The organism is Mycolicibacter algericus DSM 45454 (assembly GCF_002086455.1).
GTDB lineage: Bacteria > Actinomycetota > Actinomycetes > Mycobacteriales > Mycobacteriaceae > Mycobacterium > Mycobacterium algericum.
In genome coordinates this window covers 23754-49858 of the sequence record NZ_MVHC01000024.1, presented here as the reverse complement: position 1 = coordinate 49858, position 26105 = coordinate 23754, and the positions used below count along the sequence as shown (strand labels likewise).

General features: G+C 68.1%; 26 protein-coding genes and 1 tRNA gene. 18 read left to right on the top strand and 9 right to left on the bottom strand.

From position 1 onward, the window contains the following. Positions 1-17 precede the first annotated feature (17 nt). The 4 genes from BST10_RS17670 (at position 18) to xerD (ending at position 4472) form a co-directional block, all read left to right on the top strand. Positions 18-959, top strand: a complete 942-nt coding sequence (locus BST10_RS17670) for a copper transporter (protein ID WP_083039460.1) — start codon at positions 18-20, stop codon at positions 957-959. A gap of 141 nt (positions 960-1100) precedes the next feature. Continuing rightward, positions 1101-2903: a CTP synthase gene (locus tag BST10_RS17665; RefSeq protein WP_083039477.1), complete on the top strand. Its 1803-nt coding sequence runs from the start codon at positions 1101-1103 to the stop codon at positions 2901-2903. Beyond that, positions 2896-3519: an NUDIX domain-containing protein gene (locus BST10_RS17660; RefSeq protein WP_083039458.1), complete on the top strand. Its 624-nt coding sequence runs from the start codon at positions 2896-2898 to the stop codon at positions 3517-3519. Before BST10_RS17665 ends, BST10_RS17660 begins: the two co-directional genes overlap by 8 nt. Continuing rightward, positions 3516-4472: a site-specific tyrosine recombinase XerD gene (gene xerD / locus BST10_RS17655; RefSeq protein WP_083039456.1), complete on the top strand. Its 957-nt coding sequence runs from the start codon at positions 3516-3518 to the stop codon at positions 4470-4472. The genes BST10_RS17660 and xerD overlap by 4 nt, the downstream gene beginning before the upstream one ends. A 101-nt stretch (positions 4473-4573) precedes the next feature. Here xerD and BST10_RS17650 read toward each other — a convergent pair whose 3' ends face one another. Continuing rightward, positions 4574-5326 (bottom strand): O-methyltransferase, encoded by a 753-nt coding sequence (locus BST10_RS17650; protein WP_083039475.1) that lies wholly within the window; start codon positions 5324-5326, stop codon positions 4574-4576. 115 nt (positions 5327-5441) lie between these two features. Between BST10_RS17650 and BST10_RS17645 the strand changes: the two genes are divergently transcribed. The 7 genes from BST10_RS17645 to BST10_RS17615 are packed head-to-tail and all read left to right on the top strand — an operon-like array spanning position 5442 to position 11566. Further along, complete coding sequence (locus BST10_RS17645; RefSeq protein ID WP_083039454.1) at positions 5442-6299, top strand: ParA family protein; 858 nt, start codon at positions 5442-5444, stop codon at positions 6297-6299. Further along, positions 6296-7117: a segregation/condensation protein A gene (locus BST10_RS17640; RefSeq protein WP_083039452.1), complete on the top strand. Its 822-nt coding sequence runs from the start codon at positions 6296-6298 to the stop codon at positions 7115-7117. The genes BST10_RS17645 and BST10_RS17640 overlap by 4 nt, the downstream gene beginning before the upstream one ends. Positions 7118-7131: 14 nt before the next feature. Next, positions 7132-7896, top strand: a complete 765-nt coding sequence (gene scpB / locus BST10_RS17635) for an SMC-Scp complex subunit ScpB (protein WP_235673589.1) — start codon at positions 7132-7134, stop codon at positions 7894-7896. Beyond that, positions 7896-8657, top strand: a complete 762-nt coding sequence (locus BST10_RS17630) for a pseudouridine synthase (protein ID WP_013828799.1) — start codon at positions 7896-7898, stop codon at positions 8655-8657. Before scpB ends, BST10_RS17630 begins: the two co-directional genes overlap by 1 nt. Further along, the gene (cmk, locus tag BST10_RS17625; protein WP_083039450.1) at positions 8654-9346 is read left to right on the top strand and encodes a (d)CMP kinase; all 693 of its coding nucleotides are present in this window, start codon (positions 8654-8656) and stop codon (positions 9344-9346) included. Before BST10_RS17630 ends, cmk begins: the two co-directional genes overlap by 4 nt. Further along, positions 9343-10761 (top strand): ribosome biogenesis GTPase Der, encoded by a 1419-nt coding sequence (gene der / locus BST10_RS17620; RefSeq protein ID WP_083039448.1) that lies wholly within the window; start codon positions 9343-9345, stop codon positions 10759-10761. Before cmk ends, der begins: the two co-directional genes overlap by 4 nt. A gap of 22 nt (positions 10762-10783) precedes the next feature. Next, positions 10784-11566, top strand: coding sequence for a sulfite exporter TauE/SafE family protein (locus BST10_RS17615; RefSeq protein WP_109559570.1), 783 nt, complete (start codon positions 10784-10786; stop codon positions 11564-11566). A gap of 5 nt (positions 11567-11571) precedes the next feature. Here the strand turns inward: BST10_RS17615 and BST10_RS17610 are convergent, their stop codons facing one another. Continuing rightward, positions 11572-13257, bottom strand: a complete 1686-nt coding sequence (locus BST10_RS17610; protein ID WP_083039443.1) for a patatin-like phospholipase family protein — start codon at positions 13255-13257, stop codon at positions 11572-11574. Positions 13258-13420: 163 nt separating this feature from the next. On the opposite strand from BST10_RS17610, the gene BST10_RS17605 reads away from it, so the two are divergent. Further along, positions 13421-13494, top strand: a tRNA-Pro gene (locus BST10_RS17605). A gap of 123 nt (positions 13495-13617) precedes the next feature. Here BST10_RS17605 and BST10_RS17600 read toward each other — a convergent pair. From BST10_RS17600 to BST10_RS17590, 4 genes are all read right to left on the bottom strand, one after another. Next, positions 13618-14172, bottom strand: a complete 555-nt coding sequence (locus BST10_RS17600; RefSeq protein ID WP_083039441.1) for a hypothetical protein — start codon at positions 14170-14172, stop codon at positions 13618-13620. A gap of 79 nt (positions 14173-14251) precedes the next feature. Next, positions 14252-14614, bottom strand: coding sequence for a toll/interleukin-1 receptor domain-containing protein (locus BST10_RS17595; RefSeq protein ID WP_133054441.1), 363 nt, complete (start codon positions 14612-14614; stop codon positions 14252-14254). Positions 14615-14647: 33 nt separating this feature from the next. Beyond that, on the bottom strand, positions 14648-14779 hold the full coding sequence (locus BST10_RS22640) for a recombinase XerD (RefSeq protein ID WP_109559569.1): 132 nt from the start codon (positions 14777-14779) through the stop codon (positions 14648-14650). A gap of 87 nt (positions 14780-14866) precedes the next feature. Continuing rightward, complete coding sequence (locus tag BST10_RS17590) at positions 14867-15094, bottom strand: hypothetical protein (protein WP_083039437.1); 228 nt, start codon at positions 15092-15094, stop codon at positions 14867-14869. Positions 15095-15264: 170 nt separating this feature from the next. Here BST10_RS17590 and BST10_RS17585 point away from each other — a divergent pair, with 170 nt between their 5' ends. The 4 genes from BST10_RS17585 to BST10_RS17565 all read left to right on the top strand — a co-directional run bounded on the left by BST10_RS17585 (position 15265) and on the right by BST10_RS17565 (position 20013). Beyond that, complete coding sequence (locus tag BST10_RS17585; RefSeq protein WP_083039435.1) at positions 15265-15804, top strand: GIY-YIG nuclease family protein; 540 nt, start codon at positions 15265-15267, stop codon at positions 15802-15804. 114 nt (positions 15805-15918) lie between these two features. After that, positions 15919-18135, top strand: a complete 2217-nt coding sequence (locus tag BST10_RS24205) for a PGRS repeat-containing protein (RefSeq protein ID WP_163762320.1) — start codon at positions 15919-15921, stop codon at positions 18133-18135. Positions 18136-18154: 19 nt separating this feature from the next. Next, the gene (locus tag BST10_RS17570; protein WP_083039433.1) at positions 18155-18820 is read left to right on the top strand and encodes a chymotrypsin family serine protease; all 666 of its coding nucleotides are present in this window, start codon (positions 18155-18157) and stop codon (positions 18818-18820) included. A 197-nt stretch (positions 18821-19017) separates the two neighbouring features. Continuing rightward, positions 19018-20013: an oxygenase MpaB family protein gene (locus BST10_RS17565; RefSeq protein ID WP_083039429.1), complete on the top strand. Its 996-nt coding sequence runs from the start codon at positions 19018-19020 to the stop codon at positions 20011-20013. A gap of 1 nt (position 20014) precedes the next feature. Here BST10_RS17565 and BST10_RS17560 read toward each other — a convergent pair whose 3' ends face one another. Beyond that, complete coding sequence (locus BST10_RS17560; RefSeq protein WP_013828810.1) at positions 20015-20515, bottom strand: TspO/MBR family protein; 501 nt, start codon at positions 20513-20515, stop codon at positions 20015-20017. A 67-nt stretch (positions 20516-20582) separates the two neighbouring features. On the opposite strand from BST10_RS17560, the gene BST10_RS17555 reads away from it, so the two are divergent. Both BST10_RS17555 and BST10_RS17550 read left to right on the top strand, forming a co-directional pair. Next, a complete protein-coding gene (locus tag BST10_RS17555; protein WP_083039427.1) occupies positions 20583-21272 on the top strand; it encodes a type 1 glutamine amidotransferase domain-containing protein in 690 nt (229 codons plus the stop codon). A 23-nt stretch (positions 21273-21295) separates the two neighbouring features. Next, a complete protein-coding gene (locus tag BST10_RS17550) occupies positions 21296-23662 on the top strand; it encodes an AAA family ATPase (RefSeq protein ID WP_235673590.1) in 2367 nt (788 codons plus the stop codon). 55 nt (positions 23663-23717) lie between these two features. On the opposite strand, the gene BST10_RS17545 is transcribed toward BST10_RS17550, so the two are convergent. Further along, on the bottom strand, positions 23718-24428 hold the full coding sequence (locus BST10_RS17545) for a VldE C-terminal domain-containing protein (RefSeq protein ID WP_083039425.1): 711 nt from the start codon (positions 24426-24428) through the stop codon (positions 23718-23720). Between the two features lie 25 nt (positions 24429-24453). Beyond that, a complete protein-coding gene (locus tag BST10_RS17540; RefSeq protein ID WP_083039423.1) occupies positions 24454-26097 on the bottom strand; it encodes an NAD-dependent malic enzyme in 1644 nt (547 codons plus the stop codon). Between the last annotated feature and the right edge of the window lie 8 nt (positions 26098-26105).

The following is a 26105-nucleotide window of genomic DNA, read 5'->3' as shown; positions in this document are numbered from 1 at the left end:
GGGATCGGGGTACCGCGATGATCACCCCTCGTTACCACGCGATGTCGCTGACCGCCGTGCTGCTGGCGCTGGTGTTGGGTGTCGTGCTGGGCTCCGGGCTGCTGTCGGGCCCGCTGATGGGCGGCCTGCAGTCCGACAAGCAGGAGTTGCGCGCCCAGATCGACACGCTGCACCAACAGCAGAACGCACTCGGTGAGCGGCTCAGCAACGCAAACGATTTCGACGCGGCCATGGCACCACGCATCGTGCGCGACGCGCTGCAGGGCAAGTCCGCGGTCGTCTTCCGGACTCCCGACGCCGCCGACGAAGACGTCGACGCGGTGGCGCGGATCATCGGCCAGGCCGGCGGAACCGTCACCGGAACGGTCGCGTTGACGACGCAGTTCGTCGACGGCAACGCCGAGGAGAAACTGCGCGCGGTGATGGAGTCCGGGATCGTGCCGGCCGGTGCCCAGCTGAGCAGCAACCTCATCGACTCGGGCGCCCAGGCCGGCGATCTGCTCGGTATCGCGCTGCTGATCAATCGCGACCCGGCCGTCGGGCCCGTTGATGACCCGCAGCGCGCGACGGTGCTGGCCGCGCTGCGCGACACCGGCTTCATCACCTACCGCGAGCAGCGATTCGGGCCGGCCAACGCGGCCGTCGTCATCACCGGTGGCGCCCTGCCCGACGATGCCGGCAGCGCCGGGGTGAGCGTCGCCCGGTTCGCCGCGGCGTTGGCCCCGCACGGCTCGGCGACGGTGCTGGCCGGCCGGGACGGCTGCGCGTCAGGTACTGCGGCGGTCGCGATGGCCCGCACCGACTCCTCGGTGGCCGCGGCCGTCAGCACGGTCGACGACGTCGACGTCGAGTCGGGCCGGATCACCACGGTGATGGCGATGAGCAGCCTCATCGAGGGCGGCCACCCGGGTCAGTACGGCATCGGGCACGGCGCCGGCTCGGTCACCATTGCGCAGTAGCGGGCCGGCCGCGGTCGGTGGGGCCGGGCGTGGCTGGGCGTGTTAGCGGCCGCGGGCCGCTCTCGATGTTAGGGTGAGATTCCGTGGGTCGGCAGGCCCTCAATCCCTGCGCCGTCGTCACGGAGGTTGGTGTTGCCACCACTGCGAAAGCACCCGCAAACCGAGCCGAAGCACCTCTTCGTCACCGGTGGAGTTGCCTCCTCACTGGGTAAGGGATTGACCGCGAGCAGCCTCGGTCAGTTGCTGATCGCCCGCGGGTTGCAGGTCACCATGCAGAAGCTCGACCCCTACCTCAACGTCGATCCCGGGACGATGAACCCGTTCCAGCACGGGGAGGTCTTCGTCACCGAGGACGGCGCCGAGACCGACCTCGACGTCGGCCACTATGAGCGATTCCTCGACCGCGACCTGTCCGGGTCGGCGAATGTGACCACCGGACAGGTCTATTCGACGGTGATCGCGAAGGAACGCCGCGGCGAATACCTCGGCGACACCGTGCAGGTGATCCCGCACATCACCGATGAGATCAAGCGGCGCATCCTGGCGATGTCCGATCCGGACGCCGACGGCCGGCGGCCCGACGTCGTCATCACCGAGATCGGCGGCACCGTCGGCGACATCGAGTCGCAGCCGTTCCTGGAGGCTGCCCGTCAGGTCCGCCACGATGTCGGCCGGGACAACGTGTTCTTCCTGCACGTGTCGCTGGTGCCCTACCTTGCCCCCTCGGGCGAGCTCAAAACCAAGCCCACCCAGCACTCGGTGGCTGCGCTGCGCAGCATCGGTATCACCCCCGACGCACTGATCCTGCGCTGTGACCGCGAAGTACCCGAACCGCTGAAGAACAAGATCGCGTTGATGTGCGACGTCGACGTCGACGGGGTGATCTCCACCCCGGACGCGGCGTCGATCTATGACATCCCCAAGGTGCTGCACCGCGAGGAACTAGATGCCTACGTGGTACGCCGGCTCAACCTGCCGTTCAAGGATGTCGACTGGACCGAGTGGGACGAACTGCTGCGCCGCGTCCACGAGCCCCACGAGACGGTGCGAATCGCGTTGGTGGGCAAATACATCGACTTGTCCGACGCCTACCTGTCGGTGACCGAGGCGTTGCGCGCCGGTGGCTTCACCCACTACGCGAAGGTCGAGATCAACTGGATCGCCTCCGATCAGTGCGACACCCCCGCCGGGGCGGCTGCCGCGCTCGGTGAGATGCACGGCGTGCTGATTCCGGGCGGCTTCGGGATCCGGGGCATCGAGGGCAAGATCGGCGCCATCGCCTACGCCCGCACCCACGGGCTGCCGGTGCTCGGATTGTGCCTGGGCCTGCAGTGCATCGTGATCGACGCCGCCCGTACCGCCGGGATCGCGCAAGCCAGCTCGGCGGAGTTCGATCCGGACACCCCCGACCCAGTGATCGCGACCATGGCCGACCAGCAGGACGCGGTTGCCGGGACGGCGGACCTCGGCGGCACCATGCGCCTGGGCGCCTATCCGGCGGTGCTGGAGGCGGATTCGATTGTGGCCGAGGCCTACCAGGCCACCGAGGTCTCCGAGCGGCACCGCCACCGGTTCGAGGTCAACAACGCCTACCGGGACCGGATCGCGCAGAGCGGACTGCGGTTCTCCGGCACCTCCCCGGACGGCAAGCTGGTGGAGTTCGTCGAGTACCCGCGCGAGATGCACCCGTTCCTGGTGGGCACCCAGGCACACCCGGAGCTCAAGAGCAGGCCGACCCGGGCGCACCCGCTGTTCGCGGCGTTCGTCGGTGCGGCCATGGATTACAAGGCCGCCGAGCGGCTGCCGGTGGAGATCCCCGAACAGCACCACGAACACCACGAGCCCGCCGACCTCCAGCACCGGGCAGACGGGCGAGGCGGCAGCGCCCAGCCGTTGGCCGATTCGCTGCAAGAAGCCCTGCCGGAACATGTAACCCGTGGCTGACCACGTCTTCGAGACCACCTCGTCGCAGCTGCTGCACAGCGGCAAGATTTTCGCGCTGCGCCGTGACGAGGTGCGGATGCCGGGCGGCACTACGGCCACCCGCGACGTGGTGGAACACTACGGCGCCGTCGGAGTCGTCGCCATGGACGATGCCGGCAACATCCCGCTGATCTACCAGTACCGCCACGCGTTCGGCCGGCGGCTGTGGGAACTGCCCGCCGGACTGCTGGATCTAGGCGGTGAGGCGGCGCACCTGACCGCCGGCCGCGAACTCGTCGAAGAGGCCGGATTGACGGCGACCACCTGGCAGGTGCTCGTCGACCTCGACTCCACGCCGGGGTTCAGCGACGAGTCGGTGCGGGTGTATCTGGCCACCGGCCTCTCGGCGGTCGACCGCCCGGAGGCGCACGACGAGGAGGCGGATCTCACGCTGCGCTGGTATCCGATCGCCGAGGCCGCCAAGCTGGTGTTCAGCGGTGAGATCGTCAACGCCCTTGCGGTGGCAGGGATCCTGGCGGCCTATCTGCACCATCAGGGATTCACGGCGTTGCGCCCGGTGGACGCCGAGTGGGTCGACCGGCCTACCGCGTTCGCCGCCAGGAAGAACCCGTCATGACGGCGGCGGCGCAGCCGGTCGATCCGCTGAGCGGGCAGCTGCAGGGCTACCTGGATCATCTGACGGTCGAGCGGGGGGTCGCCGCCAACACCTTGAGCTCCTACCGGCGGGATCTGCGCCGCTACAGCGAGCACCTGCTGGCCCGCGGCGTCGACGACCTGGCACGTGCCGGCGAGAGCGACGTCACCGACTTCCTGGTGGCGCTGCGGCGCGGCGACCCGGAGAACGGCATACCGGCGCTGTCGGCGGTCTCGGCCGGGCGCGCCCTGATCGCGGTGCGGGGCCTGCACCGGTTCGCCGCCGCCGAGGGCATGGCGCCGATGGATGTGGCGCGCGGCGTCAAGCCGCCGACGCCGGGGCGGCGACTGCCCAAGAGCCTGACCATCGACGAGGTGTCGGCGCTGCTGGCCGGCGCCGGCGGAGAAAGCGTCTCGGACGGTCCACTGACACTGCGCAACCGGGCGTTGCTGGAGATGCTGTACTCCACCGGGTCGCGGATCTCGGAAGCGGTCGGACTGGATCTCGACGACGTCGACGTCAGTGATCGGTCGGTGCTGTTGCGCGGCAAGGGCGGCAAGCAGCGGCTGGTGCCGGTGGGCCGGCCGGCGGTGGCCGCGCTGGACGCTTATCTGGTGCGGGGCCGCCCGGACTTGGCGAGGCGCGGGCGCGGTACCCCGGCGGTATTCCTCAACGCCCGCGGAGGCCGGCTGTCGCGGCAGAGTGCCTGGCAGGTGCTGCAGGACGCCGCCGAACGCGCCGGGATCACCGCGAAGGTGTCACCGCACACGCTGCGGCACTCGTTCGCGACCCATCTGCTCGACGGTGGCGCGGACGTGCGGGTGGTGCAGGAACTGCTCGGTCACGCCTCGGTGAGCACCACCCAGATCTACACGCTGGTCACGGCGAACACGTTACGTGAGGTCTGGGCCGGCGCCCACCCCCGCGCCCGCTAGTTTCTTCTGGTCTTTCGCGCGGTTTCTCTTGCGCGAGCAGACGCGTAAGCCCCCAAAAGCACCCCGCGGAGGGGGCTTTCGCGACTGCTCGGCGGAGGGAATTACCCCAGGTACGTCGACTCGAGCACCAGGTCGGACAGCAGACGCTGATACTCCACGTGGGTCTTGTGTTCGACGGTGTCCCAGTGCGTCCCCTGTTGAGCCCGCATGTATTCGCGGTAGCGCGGCGCTCCCGGCACCTTGACATTGTCGGCGACCACGACCGACCCCGGATGCAGCCAGCCCCGGTCCAAAATGCTCTGGAGGTCCGACAGGTAGGCGTCCTTGTCGTGGTCGAGGAACAGGAAATCCAGCGCACCGGCGGCGAAGCCGTGCCGCGCGGTCAGTGCGTCCAGGGTGCGCCCGCCGTCACCGATGGTGCCCACCACGCAGGTGATCCGGTCGGCCACCCCGGCGTGCGCCCAGATCTGCCGGGCGTTGTCGGCGTTGGCCTCGGCCAGCTCAATCGAATAGATCCGGGCCGCCGGTGCGGCGCGGGCGATACGCAGGGCGCTGTAGCCGCAGTAGGTGCCCAGTTCCAGGGCCAGGGCCGGCTGGATCCGTTGCACCGCGGCGTCGAGCAGGGCGCCCTTCTCGTCGCCGATATTGATCAGCAGCGACTTCTCGTAGGCGAACTCGTCGATGCGGGCCAGCACGTCGTCGATATCGCCGGCTCGGGCATGGGCCAGCACGTAATCGACGGCGGCGGCTTCGCGGCCGTCGCCGATCTGGCCGGTGGTGGTGATGTTGCGGCCGCCGGTCGCCATCCGCAAGAACGACCACCGCAGGAAGGGGAGGCGTCGTTTCAGGCTCATGGCTGCGATCTTATGGCGCTCGGCACGCCGCGGCGGACTGTTCATGTAGCAGGTGTGGGCGTCGGTCACCGGTTAGACTTCTTCGGATGTTCGCCACGACCACGCCGACTCGGCCATGAGCGACGACGACAGCTCCGCCGTCGGCTTGACCGGGCGTCCCCCGCGCAACATCCCCGAGCCGCAGCCCCGCTCCACACACGGCCCCGCCAAGGTCATCGCGATGTGCAACCAGAAGGGCGGCGTCGGCAAGACCACCTCGACCATCAACCTCGGCGCGGCGCTGGCCGAGTACGGCCGCAAGGTGCTGCTGGTGGACCTGGATCCGCAGGGCGCGCTGTCGGCCGGCCTGGGGGTGCCGCACTACGAACTGGCGCATACCGTCCACAACCTGCTGGTGGAGCCGCGGGTCGAAATCGACGACGTGCTGATGCAGACCCGCGTCGAGAACCTGGACCTGGTGCCCTCCAACATCGACCTGTCGGCCGCCGAGATCCAGCTCGTCAACGAGGTGGGACGGGAGCACTCGCTGGCGCGGGCGCTGCGCCCGGTGCTGGACCGCTACGACTACCTGCTGGTGGACTGTCAGCCGTCGTTGGGCCTGCTCACCGTCAACGGCCTCGCGTGTGCCGACGGGGTGGTGATCCCGACCGAATGCGAGTACTTCTCGCTGCGCGGGCTGGCGTTGCTGACCGACACCGTCGAGAAGGTCCGCGACCGGCTGAACCCGAAGCTGGAGATCAGCGGCATCCTGCTGACCCGTTACGATCCGCGCACGGTCAACTCCCGGGAGGTGATGGCGCGGGTGGTGGAGCGCTTCGGCGACCTGGTGTTCGACACGGTGATCACCCGCACGGTCCGGTTTCCCGAGACCACCGTGGCCGGGGAGCCCATCACCACCTGGGCCCCGAAGTCCAGCGGTGCGCTGGCTTACCGCGCGCTGGCCCGCGAAGTCATCGACCGATTCGGCGCGTGAGTACCGACGCCCAGACCGACACCGAAACGGCCGCCACCGGTTTCCGCGTTCGCCTGACCAACTTCGAAGGTCCGTTCGACCTGCTGCTGCAGTTGATCTTCGCGCATCGCCTCGACGTCACCGAGGTGGCCTTGCACCAGGTCACCGATGATTTCATCGCCTACACGCGTGAAGTCGGCGCGCAGCTGGAGCTGGATGAGACCACGGCGTTTCTGGTGATCGCCGCCACGCTGCTCGATCTCAAGGCGGCCCGGCTGCTGCCTGCCGGACAGGTCGACGACGAAGAGGACCTGGCGCTGCTGGAGGTCCGCGACCTGCTGTTTGCCCGGCTGCTGCAGTACCGGGCGTTCAAGCATGTGGCGCAGATGTTCGCCGAACTGGAGGCCGCCGCGCTGCGCAGCTATCCGCGCGCGGTCTCGCTGGAGGACGGCTTCGCCAACCTGCTGCCCGAGGTGATGTTGGGCGTCGACGCCGAGACGTTCGCCCAGATCGCGGCGGCGGCATTCACCCCGCGCCCGGTTCCGACCGTGGGCACTGAGCATCTGCATCAGGTGATGGTGTCGGTGCCCGAGCAGGCCGGTGTGTTGCTGAGGCTGCTGGAGGCACGCGGCAGCGGTCAGTGGGCGTCGTTCTCGGCGCTGGTGGCCGATTGCCAAGCGCCGATCGAGATCGTCGGCCGCTTCCTGGCGCTGCTCGAGCTGTATCGAGCGCGGGCGGTAGCATTCGATCAGTCAGAACCACTTGGTGTGCTCCAGGTGTCGTGGACCGGTGAACGTCCCAGCAATGAAGACCTGGTGAAAGCAGAATCGGCCGAGTAGTGCGAGACGAGTTGATGACTGACCACATGCCCGAACCCGAGGTGTCCGACGGCGCCGCGGCTGCGGAAACGGTGGACGACACCGGCCAACTGGAGGCTTCCGGCGGGTCGGGCTCCGATCTGGGTATCGACGTCGCCGTGGCCCCCGAACTCGAGGACGCCGAACTCGGCGCGGTGCTCGAGGCCCTGCTGTTGGTGGTCGACACCCCGGCGACCGTGGAGTCGCTGGCGGCCGCCACCGACCAGCCGGTCTACCGGATCACCGCCAAACTGCGGGCGATGGCCGACGAACTCGCCGACCGCGACAGCGGTATGGATTTGCGCGAGGCCGGCGGCGGCTGGCGGTTCTACACCCGCGCCCGGTTCGCCCCCTACGTCGAGCGGCTGCTGCTCGACGGCGCCCGCTCCAAACTGACCCGCGCCGCCCTGGAGACACTGGCGGTGGTCGCCTATCGCCAGCCGGTGACGCGTGCCCGGGTCAGCGCGGTGCGCGGCGTCAACGTCGACGCGGTGATGCGCACGCTGCTGGCGCGCGGCCTGATCACCGAAGCCGGCGCGGACGCCGACACCGGCGCGGTGACATTCGCCACCACCGAGCTGTTCCTGGAGCGGCTGGGACTGTCGTCGCTGGTCGACCTGCCCGACATCGCGCCGCTGCTGCCGGATGTCGACGTGATCGACGACCTGAGCGAATCCCTGGACAGCGAACCGCGTTTCATGAAACTCGGTGGCGCGCCGGCGGCCGACCAGCCGCTGACGTTCGATGTGGACCACCTCTGATGGCTTTCTCCGATTTCCAGCCGGACGCTGAGGGCGTGCGCCTGCAGAAAGTGCTGTCGCAGGCCGGGGTCGCCTCGCGCCGGGTCGCCGAGAAGATGATTCGCGACGGCCGAGTCGAGGTCGACGGTCAGGTGGTGACCGAACTGGGCACCCGGGTGGATCCCGCCGCTTCGGTGATCCGCGTCGACGGGGCGCGGGTGAGCGTCGATGACACCCGGGTCTATCTGGCGCTGAACAAGCCGCGCGGTGTGCACTCGACGATGTCGGATGACCGCGGCAGGCCGTGCATCGGCGACTACGTCGAGCACCGGGTTCGCGGTGATGCCAAGCTCTTTCACGTCGGACGGCTCGACGCCGACACCGAGGGGCTGATGCTGCTGACCAACGACGGTGAGTTGGCGCACCGGCTGATGCACCCGTCCTTCCGTGTTCCCAAGACCTACGTCGCCACCGTGCTCGGATCCGTTCCGCGCGGGCTGGGCAAGAAGCTGCGCGAGGGCGTGGAACTCGACGACGGGCCGGCGAAGGTCGACGACTTCGCGGTGGTGGACGCCGTACCCGGCAAGTCGCTGGTGCGGGTGACCCTGCACGAGGGCCGCAAGCGCATCGTCCGCCGGATGTTGGCCGCCGTCGGGTTCCCGGTTCAGGAGTTGGTGCGCACCGACATCGGCGCGGTTGCGCTGGGGGAGCAGCGGCCCGGAACCATTCGGGTGCTGAACCGCAAGGAGATCGGCGAACTGTATACGGCGGTCGGACTATGAGCGCGGGCCGTCTGGCGGTCGTCGCCATCGACGGACCGGCCGGAACCGGAAAGTCCACGGTCGCGCGAGGATTGGCTAAAGCGCTGGGATCGCGCTACATCGACACCGGCGCCATGTACCGCGCCGTCACGCTGGCGGCGCTGCGCGCAGGCGTCGCCCTCGATGACGCCGGCGGTATCGCCGCGGTCGCCCGGAACGTCGAGGTCTCGGTGTATTCCCAGCCCGATGGCGACCGCACTTACCTCGGTGGAGAAGATGTTTCGCGAGAGATTCGCGGTGACGAGGTGACCGGGGCGGTGTCGGCGGTGGCGGCGGTCCCCGAAGTGCGTACTCGTTTGGTGGCCTTACAGCAGCAACTGGCCGCTGCCGGCGGTGGCGTGGTGGTGGAAGGCCGCGACGTGGGCACCGTGGTGCTGCCCGATGCCGACGTGAAGATCTTCCTGACCGCCTCGGCCGAGACCCGTGCCCAGCGCCGCAACGACCAGAACGTCGCGGCCGGCCTGCGTGACGATTACCCCGGTGTGCTGGCCGATGTGCGGCGGCGTGACGAACTGGATTCCACCCGGGCGGTATCGCCGCTGCGGCCCGCCGACGACGCGGTGATCGTGGACACCGCAGAGATGAGCCAGCAGCAGGTGATCGACCACCTGCGCGATCTGGTCGAGCAACGCTGCGGGGCGATCCGATGAGCACTTCCGATTCCGACGGCACCTGGTTCGACGAAACCGACTGGGAGATCGGCGAAGACGGTGGCGTCGATGAGAACGTCGAGGACTCCGGGCCGCCACCGGTGGTGGCCGTGGTGGGCCGGCCCAACGTCGGCAAATCAACGCTGGTCAACCGCATCCTGGGCCGGCGCGAAGCCGTCGTGCAGGACCTGCCCGGCGTGACCCGCGACCGGGTCTCCTATGACGCACTGTGGACCGGACGCCGTTTCGTGGTGCAGGACACCGGCGGCTGGGAACCTGACGCCAAGGGCCTGCAGCAGCTGGTCGCCGAGCAGGCGGCGGTAGCGATGCGCACCGCCGACGCGGTGATCCTGGTGGTGGACACGGTGGTGGGTGCCACCGCCGGCGACGAGGCGGCCGCCAAGATCCTGCGCCGCTCCGGTAAACCGGTGTTCTTGGCCGCCAACAAGGTTGACAGTGAGCGCGCCGAGGCAGACGCGGCGGCGCTGTGGTCGCTGGGGCTGGGCGAACCGTTCACGGTCAGCGCGCTGCACGGCCGCGGGGTGGCCGATTTGCTCGACGAGGTGGTCGCCAAGCTGCCCGAGGTGGCCGAGGTGTCGGCGGGCAGCGGCGGCCCGAGACGGGTCGCCTTGGTCGGCAAGCCCAACGTCGGCAAGAGCTCGCTGCTCAACCGGCTCGCCGGCGATGAGCGTTCCGTGGTGCACGACGTCGCCGGCACCACCGTCGATCCCGTCGACTCGCTGATCGAGATGGACGGCAAGATCTGGCGTTTCGTCGACACCGCCGGGCTGCGCCGCAAGGTCGGGCAAGCCAGCGGACACGAGTTCTACGCCTCGGTGCGCACCCACGGCGCGATCGATGCCGCCGAAGTGGTGATCGTGCTGGTCGATTCGTCGCAGCCGCTGACCGAGCAGGACCAACGAGTGATCTCGATGGTGGTCGAGGCGGGCCGCGCGGTGGTGCTGGCCTACAACAAGTGGGATCTGGTCGACGAGGATCGCCGCTACCTGCTGGACAAGGAGATCGACCGGGACATGGCCCGGCTGGCCTGGGCGCCACGGGTGAACATCTCGGCCAAAACCGGTCGCGCCGTGCAGAAGTTGGTGCCCGCGCTGGAGACCTCGCTGGCATCGTGGGACACCCGGATCTCCACCGGCCAGCTCAATTCCTGGCTCAAAGAAGTCGTCGCCGCGACGCCGCCGCCGGCGCGGAGCGGCCGTGCACCGCGAATCCTGTTCGCCACCCAGGCCACCGCTCGCCCGCCGACATTCGTGTTGTTCAGCACCGGATTCTTGGAGGCCGGCTACCGCCGATTCATGGAGCGACGGCTGCGCGAGACGTTCGGGTTCGAGGGCAGCCCGATCCGGATCAATGTGCGGGTGCGAGAGAAGCGGGGCGCCAAGCGCACCCGTTGAGGCCTCGGAGAAGGGGGAGCCGGTGCCGGTTTCGCAGATGGTGTTGATCATCCTGGCCGGGGTGGGCGCCGGGGCCGTCAATACCCTGGTCGGTTCCGGCACGCTGATCACCTTCCCGACATTGGTGACGCTGGGTTTCCCGCCGTTGACCGCGACCATCTCCAACTCGATCGGCCTGGTGGCCGGCGGGGTGTCGGGTACCTGGGCGTACCGGCGTGAGCTGCGCGGGCAGTGGGACCAGCTGCGTTGGCAGATCCCGGGTTCGGTGGCCGGCGCCATCTTGGGCGCCTATCTGCTGCTGCACCTGCCCGAAAGCGTCTTCAACCGGGTGGTGCCGGTGCTGTTGGTCATCGCCCTGACGCTGGTCGTGGTCGGGCCGCGGGTTCAGGCGATCGCCCAACGCCGGGCGGAACAGGCCGGCCGCTCACGTGAGCACCTGAGTCGCGCTCGGATGACAGTACTTACGATCGGAACTTTCGCGGTCGCTGTCTACGGGGGTTACTTCTCTGCGGCGCAGGGCATTCTGCTGATCGGCGTGATGGGGGTGCTGCTGCCCGAGTCGATGCAGCGGATGAATGCGGCCAAGGTCTTGCTGACGACGTTGGTCAATGTGGTCGCAGCGTTGGCTTACATTCTGACCGCATTCGACAGGATCAGTTGGGTTGCAGTGGGATTGATCGCGGTCGGTTCCATGGTAGGCGGCTACTTGGGAGGGCATTACGGGCGCCGGCTGTCACCGAATACCCTGCGCGCGGCGATCCTGGTGGTCGGCCTGATCGGGCTTTACCGGCTGCTGGCGGTTTGAGCGGTTCAGATCGCGTCGCGGTTGCGCCACCGCTCCCAGCGATTCCGCGGCCGGCGCAACGCCGACATCACCGTGCTCATAGGCGCGGCCTTCTGCTGCACCGGTTGCGCAGGTTCGGACTCGACCACCGCCGGTTTCTCGCCTTCCCACCACACCGGTTCCAGCAGCGCCGAGACCACCGGGATCGCGCCCTGGACGCTCTTGCGTCCCCATTGACAGGCCCGCTCGATGGTGGCCGCTGACGGCGCCAGGTTGACCGGTGACAGCGTCGGGGAGAACCGGACCAGATGGTCGGCGTAGGGGGCGTTGCGCACCATCTGCAGCTGGATCGCCTGCGTGATCGGCACCAGCCACAGGTGCCGCGGATCCCACTGCGGATGGAAACAGTCGAAGGCCAGATAGCAGGCGTTGCGGGTGCCCAGCCGGCCGTCGCGGACCCGCTTCCAGGCCAGCTCGACCGGAACGTTGCTGGCCGCGCCGCCGTCCACCAGGGCGCCCACGTCGTTGTCGGCGAGCAGCGCATCGAACATCGGCACCGTCTGCGGGTCTTTGGTCTCGTGGTGCAGCACCCCGGGGATCGCCGAGGAGAACGACGCCGCGTCGACCACGTTGACGTCGCGATCCGGGTCGTCGCCGCCGATGACCAGCGGTTTGACCACCCGTGGGTCGATGAAGGCCGCGGTCTGCCACAGCCGGGTCGCCACCTGCGGGCCGAGTCCGATCGGCAGATACGGGAACGAGCGCAGTTGCAGCGCGGCGAGCCGCTGATTGCGGTACCGCGCCGGCAGCGCAGCAAAAGGCTGCCGGCGCACGCCGGCGACCACCGCGTCGAACGGGATGGCCAGATCCGACATCCGCATCAGTTCGCCGTCCTCCCGGCGGAACATGGCGTCGGCGAACTGATCGAAATTCAGCGAGAACACCCCGGTCAGTCCGTGGCGGCGGCGCAGCCGTTCCGGTCCCAGGATGGCGCGGAACGACACCGTCTTCGCCCACGCGACATACTCCTCGATGGGCACCGGAAGCGTCCGGCTGACCACCGATCCCAGGATCGAACCGAACGACGAGCCGATCAGATAGTCGGGGACCGGTCCGGCCTCCAACAGCGCATTCATGCCGCCGATATAGACGAACCCGGCTCCGCCGCCACCGCCGAGCACGGTGACCAGCTTCTTGTGGCCGACCTCGGCGTCGAGTTCGCACGCGGAGAAGTCATCACCGTGGCGCTCGATCAATTGCCGGCGCTGCTCGTCCTGATCGGCGGCCAGCGCACCGAGTGCGTCGCGTGCGGCGGTAAGCGCGATCACCGGGTCGCGTTCCTCGCGCAGCGGGCCGTACAGGGCGTCGGTCACCTTGCCCCGCCATGGGGCCAGCTCCGCCCCGACGGAGACATCACCGCGTCCGCGGCTGCCGCCCGGACCCGCGGCCCCGGGCTCGAAGTCACCCAGCCGGGCGAAGTTGAGCAGATACCGCAGCCGGCGCAGCTGCTCGGCCGAGAGCACATCGGGGTGGCGCAGCGAGTGGCGGACCAGCCGGTTCTCCATCTTCTGCAGCAGCAGGACGGCGTCACCGGGGTCGGCGGTGTCGACGACGTCGTCGGTGACGGCGTCCTCGGTGGTTCCGGGGATGTGCATCGGGTCAGGGCGGCGATCGACCATGCCGAGCATTGCTTCGACGAAGGGGATCTGCATCAGTTGCGGTTCCTGGGGTTGTGGGCGTTGCGGAGGGGGGAGGCACGCTCGCGTGGCGAGCCTACGCGTCTCGATCCGGGCGGCCGGTGCCCTCACGCGGGTTCGGCGCGCCCGATCCCTTGCGGTAGGCTTTCGACCTGCTGCCGGGGTTGTTCGGCGGTGGCGGGCTGTGGCGCAGTTTGGTAGCGCACTTGACTGGGGGTCAAGTGGTCGCAGGTTCAAATCCTGTCAGCCCGACAGGAGAAAACCCGTTCTGACCAGCGTCAGAACGGGTTTCGTCTTTCTCGGGCCGGGGCCATCGTGGGGCCACGTGGCTAATAAGTTGCCAAACGGTCGGCTGTTGCGAGCGCGGGAGACATGTCACCGACCAGCCGGTTCGCTTGTTTCGGTGTCGTCGGCGTCCGTTCCAGGGAAGACGAACCCGCTGAAATCTGGGGTTCGGTTGGGTTGTATGGCGTAGCGGAAATCGACTAGATCCTCGCGGTTCAGCTGTCCAGCGCGCGTGTATAGCTTGTCGATATACAGCAGCGCCCAGAACCCGTTGCAGTTGTGGAGCACGAAAGCGTCGCCGGTGCCGGCATATACGACCCGGTTACTTGTGTCGAACTGAGATACATCCGCTAGCAGCTTGGTCCGTTCTCGCGCTCTGCTGATGACGGCAACATGGGCGATATCGCCCGCATCCCGATATGCGCGGACCTGGGTGCCGAGCCAGTCGATATTCAGGGTGAACTGCGATTTCCCGGACCCGATCCTGTAATTTCCGCTGTTCTGTGAAGCCGGAAACTTGACGTCACCCTGGAACGCAGGATTGTGCCACCGTCCCGGTGAGTTTCTGATTGCCAGGCTTGCCTCGGTATCGGTGCGCCCCTCGAACGGGGTTCGCCCGATAGGCGGTGCGGCGTCGACGGCCACTCCGTGAATGTCGCGTAGCAGCCGTTCGTATGCGGCTTCCTGCGTGGTGTCGTCCCTGAAATCCAGCCAGAGCCGACCGCTAAGGGAAGGCAGGCAGCTCCGGTGGGTTCTTCGGGTTGTTCCGAATGATCGGGATGATGTCGTCGGCATCCAACTTGTCGAATAGCCGTGATGACAGCATCTGTGCCTCGACTCCGGCACCGCCAGCGCGGTCATTGCATCTGCGGCGGTAGGTCTCGGACACGATGGCAACCACCCGATATGTGTCATTCGCTGTTCGCTCCATGAAGTGAGCTAGGTTGCCGCCGAGTGCAACGTCCCACCGATCGAGACAGACATCAACCCCGTTCCCGCGCAAACGCGATGATAGTTGCAGGACCCAATCCCGGTGTTGGTCGTCGTCGTGTGAATAGGACATGAAAACACGCGGTGCAGTAGTCACGGCCCCATTCTGCAATGCAGTGACGACGGTCCATCAGCCGAACAACGACGACCCGGCCGCGCCCAGCTCATCGGCCCTGCCGTCGCTGTAGATCGACAGCGAGACCGCCGGATCGTGGCCGTGCCAGGCTGCCACGATGTGCACCGGCTGCGAGCTGTCGAGCATCAGGCTCAGGCTGGTGTTGCGCAGGCCCTTGAGGTGGATGCGGCGCAGGCCGGCCCGCTCGCGCAGGCGGTGGAACTCATCCGAGTACTACTCATGCCGCACCGGCTCGCCGTCCTCGCGGACCGCGATCAGCCGTTCGTCGCTCCACCCGATGCCCAGTGCCATCGCCTCGCGCTGCTGTGTTGCCTTGAGCGCCCGCAGCGTGGTGACCAGATCGGCGGGCATCGGCAGATCGCGCCGTGAGCGCCCCGATTTCGGCTGACCGACGACCGACTCAGACCGCACCGCCACCCGGCCCTGACCGATCAGCAGCACGTCGCGGTCGATGTGCGAACTGACCGGTCCACGACATGCGCGCGGGTCGCTACTGCGCTCGCCAGCAACTGAACATCGTCTGGCTGATCGCTGGATATGATCCACCAGCGCAGTGCGACAGCCAATGCGGGGTGGTGCGGCTCCTGCGGGGTTTTGGCTAGGTTCCGTACATGGAAACGGCCCATGCGCTGGCGCAATTGTCGGAGCACCGATCCAGCTGGGAACTGCTCGATGCCCCAGCAGCGCCCGGTGTCTACGCGATCTTCCTGCGTGACGGCGTCCTGCCGGGAGTGCACTGCGCCGCCGGCACCTGCCTTTACGTCGGACTGTCGTCCAACCTCGCCCAGCGAGAGTTCGACACGCACTTCCGGGCGGGACGCAGCGGGTTCTCCACGCTGCGCAGATCACTGGGTGCGTTGCTGATCGATGACCTCCAGCTGCAACCCGAACCCAGAAGCGCGGGGAACAGCGACACCAACTATCGGAACTACCGCTTCGGCGCGGGCGGAGAAGAACGGCTCAGCGCCTGGATGCAGCGTCATCTTGATATAGGCGTCTACCCCGAGGCTGATCCCAAACCGCTTGAGCGCGAACTCATCGCACTGGCCGGACCGCCACTGAACCTGACGCATTGGCCGAACCCGGACGCCCCGATGATCCGCGCCGCACGCAAGCGCTGCGTCGACGCGGCTCGGGCCAGCCGACAGTGACGCGGTTGCGCCGCGCCGATCGCAGATTTCCCGGCAGTTCCTCGGCCGACGCCGGCAGGTTGGCACAGGTGCTCTCAAATGGCGGTACCCGACCGTCCGTGGTAGGCACCTGACGTGACGATCTCAGGTTGGCTTAAGGGAAATTCGGCGACGCCGCTGCGGCGACTGGCCACGGCGGGAGCCTCGGTCGGGGCGTTGGCGGCGTTCGGGTTGGCGCCGACAGCTCACGCCGACTTCGAGGACTTCTTCGCGGACCTGTTGGATCCGGCCGCATGGGGCACGCTGTTCGAACCGGGCTACTGGGATGGCCTGGACTCGGCGTCGACGCTCGACTTGGCGGCACTGTTCAACGGTGATGAGCTGGTGGGTGCCGCTGTCGGCACTGATTTCGCCGACTGGTTCCAGAACGACTTCTATCTGCCGCTGCATGCTGCGATGCAGGACTGGATCGACAGTCCGTTCGGGTCGCAGGTCAACGACCTCATCAACCCGCTGTTTGCTTTCGGTGGCTCTTGCGGCCTGGTCTGCAACGGCGTCGATGGCACTGAGACCGATGTCGACGGTGGAAATGGGGGCTGGATCTTCGGTGACGGTGGCACCGGTTGGAGCAGCACCGAAGCCGGCGTGGTCGGTGGCGCCGGCGGTGACGGCGGTTGGCTGGGCAACGGCGGCGACGGCGGGGTTGGCGGTGCCGGAGCCGACGGTGGTGCGGGTGGTTCGGGTGGCTGGATCGGCAACGGCGGCAACGGCGGTGACGGCGGCGCCGGCTTGGACGGACTGCATGCCGGCGACGGTGGCAACGGCGGCGATGCCGGCAGTAGCGGGGAGTTCGGCAGCGCAGGAGTCGGTGGCAACGGCGGCAACGGTGGCAACTCGGTCGGCGACGGCGGAACCGGTGGTGCCGGCGGTAACGGCGGTGTGGGCGGCGGGAACGGCGGTCACGGCGGAACATCTGTCGGCGCCAACGGGACCGGTGGCGCGGGCGGTGACGGCGGCTACGGCAGCGGTAACGGTGGAAACGGCGGTGCTGCCAACGGGGCAGGAAGTGTCGCCGGTGATGGCGGAACCGGCGGCGCGGGCAACTTCGGCAGCATCCTGGGTGGCGGGAATGGGGGAGGTCCCGGCGGTGCCGGCGGCAACGGCGGTGACGCCACCGGGGATGGCAGCACGGCGGGCAACGGCGGCGATGGTGGTACCGGCGGCTACGGCAGCGCCCTGGGCAGCGGCGGCGACGGCGGTATCGGCGGCGCCGGCGGCAAAGGCGGTGACGCCACCGGCGACGGCAGCACCGCCGGCAACGGAGGTGACGGCGGCAACGGTGGCACCAGCAGCACCACTTCCGACGGCCGCAACGGCGGCGTAGGTGGCAACGGCGGAGACGGTGGTGCAGCCATCGGAGACCACAGCAGCGGTGGTACCGGCGGCAACGGCGGCGAGGGAGGCATCAGCAGCCTGGTGGGCGGCGGCCAGGACGGGGGCGTCGGCGGCAACGGTGGCAATGGCGGCGCAGTGAGCGGTGTAAACAGCGTCGCCGGCAACGGCGGAACAGGTGGGACCGGTGGCATAACCAGCCCGCTGAGCGGTGGCCGGGACGGCGGTGCCGGTGGTAACGGCGGTGACGGCGGTGTCGCCGAGGGTGAGGGCAGCATCGCCGGTGCCGGTGGCAAGGGAGGCGACGGCGGTATCGGCGGCATGCTGGGCGGCGGCCGTAACGGTGGTGTTGGCGGTAACGGCGGCGACGGTGTCGACGGTGCTGCTGCCAGCCACGGGGGTGCCGGCGGTGCCGGCGGCGGTGTCGGTCTGAACGCGAGCGGCCAGGGCGGCACCGGCGGCGTCGGCGGCAATGGCGGCGCCAGCGACGGCGGAGTCGGCGGTGCCGGTGGTAGCGGCGGTGATGGAGCGAGCAGTAGTGGCTTCGGGGGCGCCGGCGGTGGTGGCGGTGGTGGCGGCGGTGCCGGCACCGGAGGCCAAGGTGGTGATGGCGGCAACGGAGGAAACGGTGGCACTGGCCTGACTACCGGCTCCGATGACGCGCCTCGTGGCACCGGAGGGACCGGCGGGACCGGCGGCGACGCCGATGGCGGTACCGGCGGAGTCGGCGGCGCCGGCGGAAACGGCGGCTCCGGCGACTTGGGTAGCGCCGGCGGCATCGGTGGCGATGGCGGTGATGGTGGGCAAGTCGGTCCCAACGGCAACGGTGCCGGGGGCAACGGCGGCAACGGCGGAGGAAACTCGCGCGAGCCCGGTGGAACGGGTGGCAACGGCGGCGCCGACGGAACGTCGGGAACACCCGGAGCCGATGGCGACGCCACCCTGAACCCAGTCGGCTGACCGACGCGTGAGAGGCGCCGTGCGGTTCGCGCGTTGGCGGGAAACCGTCGCCCTCGCACTGCTTTTCGCCGCGGGATTGCCGGCTGCTCCTCCGGCGGCTGCGATGGTGATCCTGGGCGGTGGAGCGGTCGTCGTCGTCAACGGCGATAGCTTCTGCACCTTGACCACGATCGGACGCGACCGGGCCGGCGACGTCGTGGGCTTCACCGGAGCGCAGTGCGGCGGGCCAGGGGCTGCCGTCGCAATTGCGGGAGCCGACACCACCGTGGGCACGGTGGTGGCCGCCAACGGCGACCTCGGCTACGCGGTGATCAAGTTCGATGCGCCCGAGCTGATTCCGGTGTCTGACTACGCCGGCGTTGCGATCAACGGCCTCGGTCCCGACCCGGTGTTCGATTCGCAGGTGTGCAAGTGGGGACCTGCCAGTCCTGGCATCTGTTATGGCATCAGGCAGGACGGCTGGCCGCGCATGCAGATGCATGGGTGGTTTGACGGAGGCGATGTGGGAGCCCCGGTAACGATGGATGGTCTGTTGGTCGGAATGGTCGTCGGTGGCGGCATCACCTGGGGCGGCAGGTCTACCCCCTCGTTGCCGATTACGTACGTGACGAAATTCAGCGCAATCCTGGCCGACGTCAACGCCGGCGACGGACCCGGCAGCGGATTCGTCCCGATCGGGAGCTGACGGGGCGGGTGCGGTTCTGGTCGCCCGCGCAACGGGAATGCGCTGGTAGCCATACACCGCGCGCACCCTGACCGCCAACCGTGCCGGACCGACCGTTGACCGCGGTCGCTGGCCCGTCCTAAGCTGTCGATACTGACAACACATGTTGTCCAAAATGGACCACCACTGACTGGGAGTGCGCGCTCGTGACTCAAGACATGTCGGAAACCTGTCCGGCGGCCGACGGTGCGCCGATGGCTCCGGGCTGTCCGGTGAGCACCGGCGGCTACGACGCGCCACCGGTGCCGCTCGGCCCCGACTCGCTGACCTGGAAGTACTTCGGTCAATGGACCGGCTTGTTCCAGGGGACCTGGGCGGGCTCGATGCAGAACATGCACCCGCAGCTGGGCGCGGCGGTGAAGGATCACTCCATCTTCTTCGTGGAGCGCATCCCGCGGCTGATGCGGTCGATCTACCCGATCGGCGGCGTAGTGTTCGACGGTTACCGCGCCCCGCAGACCGGCGCCGAGGTCCGCGACTACCACATCGGAATCAAGGGCGTCGACGAGCAGGGCCGCCGGTACAACGCGTTGAACCCGGACGTCTTCTACTGGGCGCACGCCACGTTCTTCAAGTCGACCCTGCTGGCCGCCGAGAAGTTCGCCGGCGGACTCAGCGAGGACGACAAACGACAGCTCTTCGACGAGCACGTCGCCTGGTACCGCATGTACGGCATGAGCATGCGTCCGGTGCCCAAGACGTGGGAGGAGTTCCAGGAGTACTGGGACCACATGTGCAACAACGTGCTGGAGAACACCTGGGCTGCCCGCGAGGTCATGGATCTGTCGACCATGCCCAAACACCCGTCACTGCAGTGGATTCCGGACTGGCTGTGGGAGCTGAACCTCAAGGTGATGCAGCGCTTCCTGACGTTCATGACGGTGGCCCTCTACGACCCGCCGGTGCGCGAACTCATGGGCTACACCTGGTCGGCGCGACAGGAGCGGGTGCACGGGTATCTGTGCAAGGCGATCACGCTCGTCTCCAAGTACGGGCCGAAGCGTGCACTGATGCATCCGCGCAAGCGCTCGGCGTTGGACCGTGCCTCGGGCCGTCTTCCGGTCGACGCCCCGCTGGTGCAGACCCCGGCGCGTAATCTGCCACCGGTCGAATACCGCGACAGCCCGCACTTCTACTGCCCGAAAGTCGACTGAGTCAGCTGTTCAGCGTCCACACCGAATAGTTCAACGCGGTCGCGAACAGAATCCACCCGAGATACGGCAGCATCAGCAACGCCGCGGCGCGATGAAGCTTCCAGAACGCGACGATGGTGACCACCACGACGACGTCCAGCACCACGATGTCCACGAGGGCCAGACCCCGCCAGCCGAGTCCGAAGAACAGTGGTGACCACGCCAGATTCAGGACCAGCTGCACGCCGTAGGCGATGACTGCCGGGCTGCTCCACCGGGGATCGGCACGCCAGACCAGCCACGCCGCGACCGCCATCAGCAGATAGAGGCCACTCCACACCGGCCCGAACAGGTAGCTCGGTGGCGCCCAGCCGGGCTGGGCGAGCCTCCCGTAATCGGCTGCGGCATCGGCGGTCGCCAGCCCTCCGAGCGTGGCGACGATGATGACGGCGAGCAGTGAGACCAGCAGCGCGGCGAGGTGCAGCGAACCGGGTTGATGCGCTTTCGGCGAGGTTACCTGCATGGTTGCACCCTAAAGGGCGGCGGCCGAATGCTGGCGCGGTTGGGGGGAGCAGCGCAATCCTGGGAGGATGACCAAGCACATTCTCAACGTCGTATCCAACGTCGCCCACTACGACGACCCGGCCGAGCCGACCGGGCTGTGGCTCTCGGAGCTGACCCACGCCTATCAGATCTTCGCCGACGCGGGCTACCAGCAGACGATCGCCAGCCCGAAAGGCGGGCCTTCGCCGCTGGAACCGCGCTCGTTGAAGTTCCCCAACTTCGACAAGAGCGCCAAAGCCTGGCACGCCGACGCGGCGAAGATGGCACTGCTGGCCGGCACCGCCTCGCCCGATGAGCTCGACCCGGCAGATTTTGACGCGATCTACTTCACCGGCGGACACGCGGTCATGTTCGACTTTCCCGATAGCCAAGGGCTGCAACGCATCACGCGGGAGATATTCGAACGAGGGGGAATCGTATCTTCGGTCTGCCACGGCTACTGCGGCCTGCTCAATACCAGGCTCTCGGACGGATCGCTGCTGGTCTCCGGGCGCAGGCTCACCGGGTTCGCCTGGGTGGAGGAGGTTCTTGCGCGCGTCAACAAGTTGGTGCCCTACAACGCCGAAGCAGAGATGAAAAAGCGCGGCGCCCGCTACCAGAAGGGCTTGCTTCCCTTCGCGTCGCACGTCGTTGCCGACGGGCGGCTGGTCACCGGACAGAATCCGGGATCGGCCAAGGCGACCGCCAAGAAGATCGTCTCCGTGCTGGGTGGGTGACGCCGCAAAGGTAAGGTGCAACCGTGGTTGCAGCGAGCAACACGGTGCTGCTGACCGACGAGTTCCGGCAAGCGTTGGCGCTGTTGGATTCAGGCCGAAACCTGTTCCTGACCGGTAAGGCCGGCACCGGAAAGTCGACGCTCATCCGCCATTTCATGGCCGGCACCGACCGCAACGTCGTCGTGGTCGCTCCGACCGGCATCGCGGCGCTCAACGTCGACGGGCACACCATCCACCGCCTGTTCGGATTCCGTCCGACAACGACGCTCTCCGATGTCACCGTCGGGGCTTATCGGCCCGGACGCTTCAGCAAGACGCTCGGCAAGCTGCAGACCCTGATCATCGACGAGACGTCGATGGTTCGTGCCGACGTGTTCGACATGGTCGCAGGCGCGTTGCAGCGGTTCGGCCCAGAGCCCGGAACCCCGTTCGGCGGGGTGCAGGTCGTGTTGGTCGGCGACCTCTATCAGCTGCCACCCGTGGTCACGGAGAGAGAGCAGCATTACTTCTCGACAACCTATGACACCCCATACTTCTTCTCGGCCAACGCCTTCAGCCGTGAGGACTTTCCGAGTGTCTCGCTGACGACGGTGTTCCGCCAGCTCGGCGACGACCGGATGACCGCGATTCTCAATGAGATTCGCGAAGGCGTGTTGCTCGGTCATGCCCGGCACCACCTGGACGCTCGGGTCAATGCCGACTTCGTGCCTCCCGACGACGAGTTCTGGTTGACACTCGCGCCGACCAACAGACTGGTAACCGCCCGCAACCGCCAGCACCTCGAACGGTTGCCCGGCGAAGTAATGGTGCACCGGGCCACCGAATCCGGTGACCTGTCGTTATTCGACAAGCCGATCGACGACGAGTTGCGGTTCAAGGCCGGCGCCCAGGTGATGATGCTGAACAACGACCACGCCGAGCGCTGGGTGAACGGCTCGATCGGACGTGTGGTGGGGGTGGACTACGACCGCCACGGCGCGGTCGTCGAGGTCGAGTTCCCCGACGGTGCGATCGCCGAGGTCGCCCCGTTCACCTGGGAGGCCACCCGCCCGGTGGTCGACGGCGGTACCTTGCGCCGGGAGGTTGTCGGCACCTACACCCAGTTGCCGTTCAAGCTGGCGTGGGCGATCACGATTCACAAGAGCCAGGGCCAGACGCTGGACCGGCTGGTGGTGGACCTGTCTGGGGGCATGTTCTCCACCGGCCAGCTCTACGTGGCCCTGAGCCGATGCACGTCGTTGGCAGGCCTGGTGCTCAAACGCCCGGTGCTGCCGAAGGATCTCAAGGTGGACCGCCGGATCGCCCGGTTTCTGCGTGCCTCGGCCAGCCCCGAGCGGTCTCGCCGCTTCTGCGCGATCGGCCTGCTCACCGTGGGCGACGAGGGTCGGATGTCCCGGCCGCGCCCGGTGGAGTTGGCGGTGGCTTTCGATGACGGTACCGCGGTGTCGACGCTGATCAACCCGCAGCGTGATCTGGCCGACGCCCGGCAGGCGTACCGGATCGGGGTGGCAGATGTGCTGCTGGCGCCCACGCTGCGGGAGGCGTGGGCAGTGATCGCTCCGATGCTGGCCGGATGCACACCGGTGGGGGTGAATATCGACGAGATGCTGGGGCTGATCGATTTCGAACTCAAACGGCTGGGGCAGGTCGTTCCCATGCCGCTGGGGGCCGAACTGCGCGGCGCTGCCGTCACCGGCCAGACAGCGCTGCAGCGGGCCAGATCGGCGCTGGCCACCCTGGATGCCGGCACCCTGGATGCCGGCTCATCGCCGTTCGACGAGCCCGACGAGACCGATGCGCTGACGGGAATCCTGCTCAGCCGCGACCCTGACGTCACAACACCGACGGCAGAACACCTTCCGGCCCTGTCAGCGTTGCTGCGGATCAGCCGCGACATCGGCGCCGTCCTGCTGGGCGCCGTCCCGGCTGATGAGGGCTTCCTCGCCGGTGAGACGAGTTGGGAGCACGCGGCCCGCCAGACCGCCGCCGACCAGCTGCTGCTGGCGGCGGCCCGCACCCCGCTACCTGACGAGGTGCTGGGGCGCCTACGCGACGCCCTGGCAGCATTGGGAGCCGGTGAATTGGGCGCCGGGCTGGCTCAGCCGCCGTCGACGGCCGATGACATCGACGCGGTCCTGGTCCCCGGCGCCCGCGTCTGCTTCACCGGGACCGCGGTCGACGGCCAAGGCCGCGTGATGGATCGCGACGAGATGGAGCACCTGGCCGCCTCAGCCGGGCTGGCGCCGGTACGTTCGGTGACCAAGACGCGGTGCGAGGTGCTGGTCATCGCCGAGGCAGGCACCCAGTCCGGCAAGGCCCGCAAAGCCCAGGAGTACGACAAACCGGTGTTCACCGTGGCGGAGTTCCTCGGCTGGATTGCGCGCCGGTGACCGGCGGCAACACCGCCCGACCCGCCCGGGGCGACACCCGTGAACGCCCCGGCTCTCAGTCGGGCGGCGCGGGCGTCATCGAGGTGATGAAGTACGTCTCCTGCCCGGTCGGGTAGCCGCCGCCGTTGGTGGCGATGTGGACGTGGTCGTAGTGGTTGGCGGTCTCGTTGCCGTAATCCGACGTCCAGTTCCCGCCTCCGACGCCCGGGTAGATCTTCTGCCGCCAGATCACATGGTTGACACCCCAGCGCTTGGCGTTGGCCAGGGCGTAGCCGGCGATCTGATCGCCGAGCAGGATGCCGGCGTCGCTGTGATAGTTCGGGATCATCACGTCGATGGCCAGCCCGTCGGGATGCCATCGCAGCGGGTCCTGCCGGTACCCGTAGATGGTCTTGATCTCCTGGAACAGCACGCCGATGGTGCGGGCGGCCCAGATGGTCTTGACTTGCAGCCCGTTCTCCGGGGCCACGCCGGCGGGCAGCGGGAAGGTGAACTGCTGGCCTTCGGTCGGCATCGGCACGTTGGCGGCCAGCGCGGCGGCTTCGGCGGGGTCGGCGAGGCGGATCTTGCCGGCGGGCGGCGGCGGAGCGGGCGCCGGGGCCGCTTCGGCGGTCTCGGTGGGTCTCGGCGCCGCATCCTGGGTTCCCTGGGCCTGGATGAGGGCGGCGGAAACCGCCAGCGACGCCACGATGGCGAGGCCGCGACCACATCGCCGGGCGATCTTCCCTCTATCCACCCCGAGCACTTTAGTGAACTGACCTCGCATATTGCAGGACGGTGGCCCAGCTCGGCTAGCGAGTCGCATACTCCGGTGCCCAGCGGGTCCGTCGGACGGCGGCTGCGAGCTCGTCGTCGGAGGCCTCCGGCGCGACCCCGTCGCGCACCGCCTGGACCGCCACGGCGGTCGCGATGCGGGTGGTGATCTCCGGCAGATCCGCGAAGGACGGCAACAGCGGCTGGTCGGGGTCGGACAGCGCCGGGGAAGTGTCGCCGAGGGTGGTGGCCGCCGCCCGCAACATGGCGTCGGTGACGCGGGTCGCCCGCGCCGCGGTCACCGCCAGCCCGATCGCCGGGAAGATGTAGACGTTGTTGCACTGGGCGACGTGGCGGGTCCGCCCGCCGCGGCGCACCGGGGCGAACGGCGAACCAGTCGCGATCAGTGCGCGTCCGTCGGTCCACGCGTCGAGCTCAGCGGGGTGCGCCTCGGCGCGGCTCGTCGGATTGGACAGCGGGAAGATGATCGGGTGGTCGGTCTTGGCCGCCAGCGTGCGCACGATGTCCTCGTTGAAGGCCCCGGCCGCCGTCGACAGCCCCAACAGGATCCCCACGTCGACGTGGCGCACCACATCGGCCAGGCCCCGGCCCTCCCAGCCCGCCAGGCGGGAAGCGGGCTGCGCGAACCGGCGCTGGCTGTCGGACAGATCGGTGCGTTCGTCGGTCAGCAGCCCCTCGACATCGATGGCCCAGATCCGTTCGGCGGCTTGCGCATCGGTCAGCCCTTCCGCCACCATCTCCTGGCGGATCATCTCCAGCACGCCGATGCCTGCCGAACCGGCACCGAACATCACCACCTGCTGCCGCGACAGCGGCCGGTCGGCGGCCCGGACGGCGCCGTGCAGCGCGCCGAGGGCGACCGCGGCGGTGCCCTGGATATCGTCGTTGAACGTCAGCAACCGGTTGCGGTAGCGCTCCAACAGCGGAAGTGCATGCGTGGTGGCGAAATCCTCCCACTGCAGCAGCACATCGGGCAGTTCCTCGCGTACCACCGCGACGAAGTCATCGACGAACGCGTAGTACTCCTCGTCGCTGATGCGGCGATGGCGCCAGCCGAGATACTGCGGATCGTCGAGCAATTCGACGTTATCGGTGCCGACATCGAGGATGATCGGCAAGGTGCGGGCAGGCGCGATGCCACCGATCAGGGTGTACAGCGAGAGCTTGCCGATCGGGATGCCCATGCCGCCGATGCCCTGATCGCCCAGGCCGAGAATGCGCTGGCCGTCGGTGACGACGATGACGTCGATCTGCTGCTCTCGCCGGTTGCGCAACACCTCCCGTAGCTGTTGCCGATCCGGATACGACACGAACAACCCGCGCGGTCGCCGGTAGATCTCGCTGAACTGCCGACAGGCCTCGCCGACCGTCGGAGTGTAGACGATCGGCAGCATCTCCTCGATGTGTTCACTGAGCAGTCGATAGAACAACGTCTCGTTACGGTCCTGCAGCGCCCGCAGATAGATGTGCTTGTCCAGATCGTCACGGCGGGTGGAGAACTCGGTGTAGGTGTGGGCGGCCTGTTCGGCAATGGTTTTCACCGCGACGGGCAGCAGTCCCAGCAGGCCGTGCTCACGACGCTCCTCGTGGTTGAATGCGGTCCCCTTGGTGGTCAGGGCATCGAAGAGCAGATCCTGACCGCGGCGCTGTTGCGGTGTCACCGCGTCAC

What these genes read in the sequence shown, in the direction of transcription:
- BST10_RS17670 (WP_083039460.1), top strand. Translation starts at nt 18, where the DNA reads ATGATCACCCCTCGTTACCACGCGATGTCGCTGACCGCCGTGCTGCTG.
- xerD (WP_083039456.1), top strand. Translation starts at nt 3,516, where the DNA reads ATGACGGCGGCGGCGCAGCCGGTCGATCCGCTGAGCGGGCAGCTGCAG.
- BST10_RS17650 (WP_083039475.1), bottom strand. Translation starts at nt 5,326, where the DNA reads ATGAGCCTGAAACGACGCCTCCCCTTCCTGCGGTGGTCGTTCTTGCGG.
- BST10_RS17645 (WP_083039454.1), top strand. Translation starts at nt 5,442, where the DNA reads ATGAGCGACGACGACAGCTCCGCCGTCGGCTTGACCGGGCGTCCCCCG.
- scpB (WP_235673589.1), top strand. Translation starts at nt 7,132, where the DNA reads ATGACTGACCACATGCCCGAACCCGAGGTGTCCGACGGCGCCGCGGCT.
- BST10_RS17630 (WP_013828799.1), top strand. Translation starts at nt 7,896, where the DNA reads ATGGCTTTCTCCGATTTCCAGCCGGACGCTGAGGGCGTGCGCCTGCAG.
- cmk (WP_083039450.1), top strand. Translation starts at nt 8,654, where the DNA reads ATGAGCGCGGGCCGTCTGGCGGTCGTCGCCATCGACGGACCGGCCGGA.
- der (WP_083039448.1), top strand. Translation starts at nt 9,343, where the DNA reads ATGAGCACTTCCGATTCCGACGGCACCTGGTTCGACGAAACCGACTGG.
- BST10_RS17610 (WP_083039443.1), bottom strand. Translation starts at nt 13,257, where the DNA reads ATGCAGATCCCCTTCGTCGAAGCAATGCTCGGCATGGTCGATCGCCGC.
- BST10_RS22640 (WP_109559569.1), bottom strand. Translation starts at nt 14,779, where the DNA reads ATGCTCGACAGCTCGCAGCCGGTGCACATCGTGGCAGCCTGGCACGGC.
- BST10_RS17585 (WP_083039435.1), top strand. Translation starts at nt 15,265, where the DNA reads ATGGAAACGGCCCATGCGCTGGCGCAATTGTCGGAGCACCGATCCAGC.
- BST10_RS17565 (WP_083039429.1), top strand. Translation starts at nt 19,018, where the DNA reads ATGTCGGAAACCTGTCCGGCGGCCGACGGTGCGCCGATGGCTCCGGGC.
- BST10_RS17560 (WP_013828810.1), bottom strand. Translation starts at nt 20,515, where the DNA reads ATGCAGGTAACCTCGCCGAAAGCGCATCAACCCGGTTCGCTGCACCTC.
- BST10_RS17555 (WP_083039427.1), top strand. Translation starts at nt 20,583, where the DNA reads ATGACCAAGCACATTCTCAACGTCGTATCCAACGTCGCCCACTACGAC.
- BST10_RS17545 (WP_083039425.1), bottom strand. Translation starts at nt 24,428, where the DNA reads ATGCGAGGTCAGTTCACTAAAGTGCTCGGGGTGGATAGAGGGAAGATC.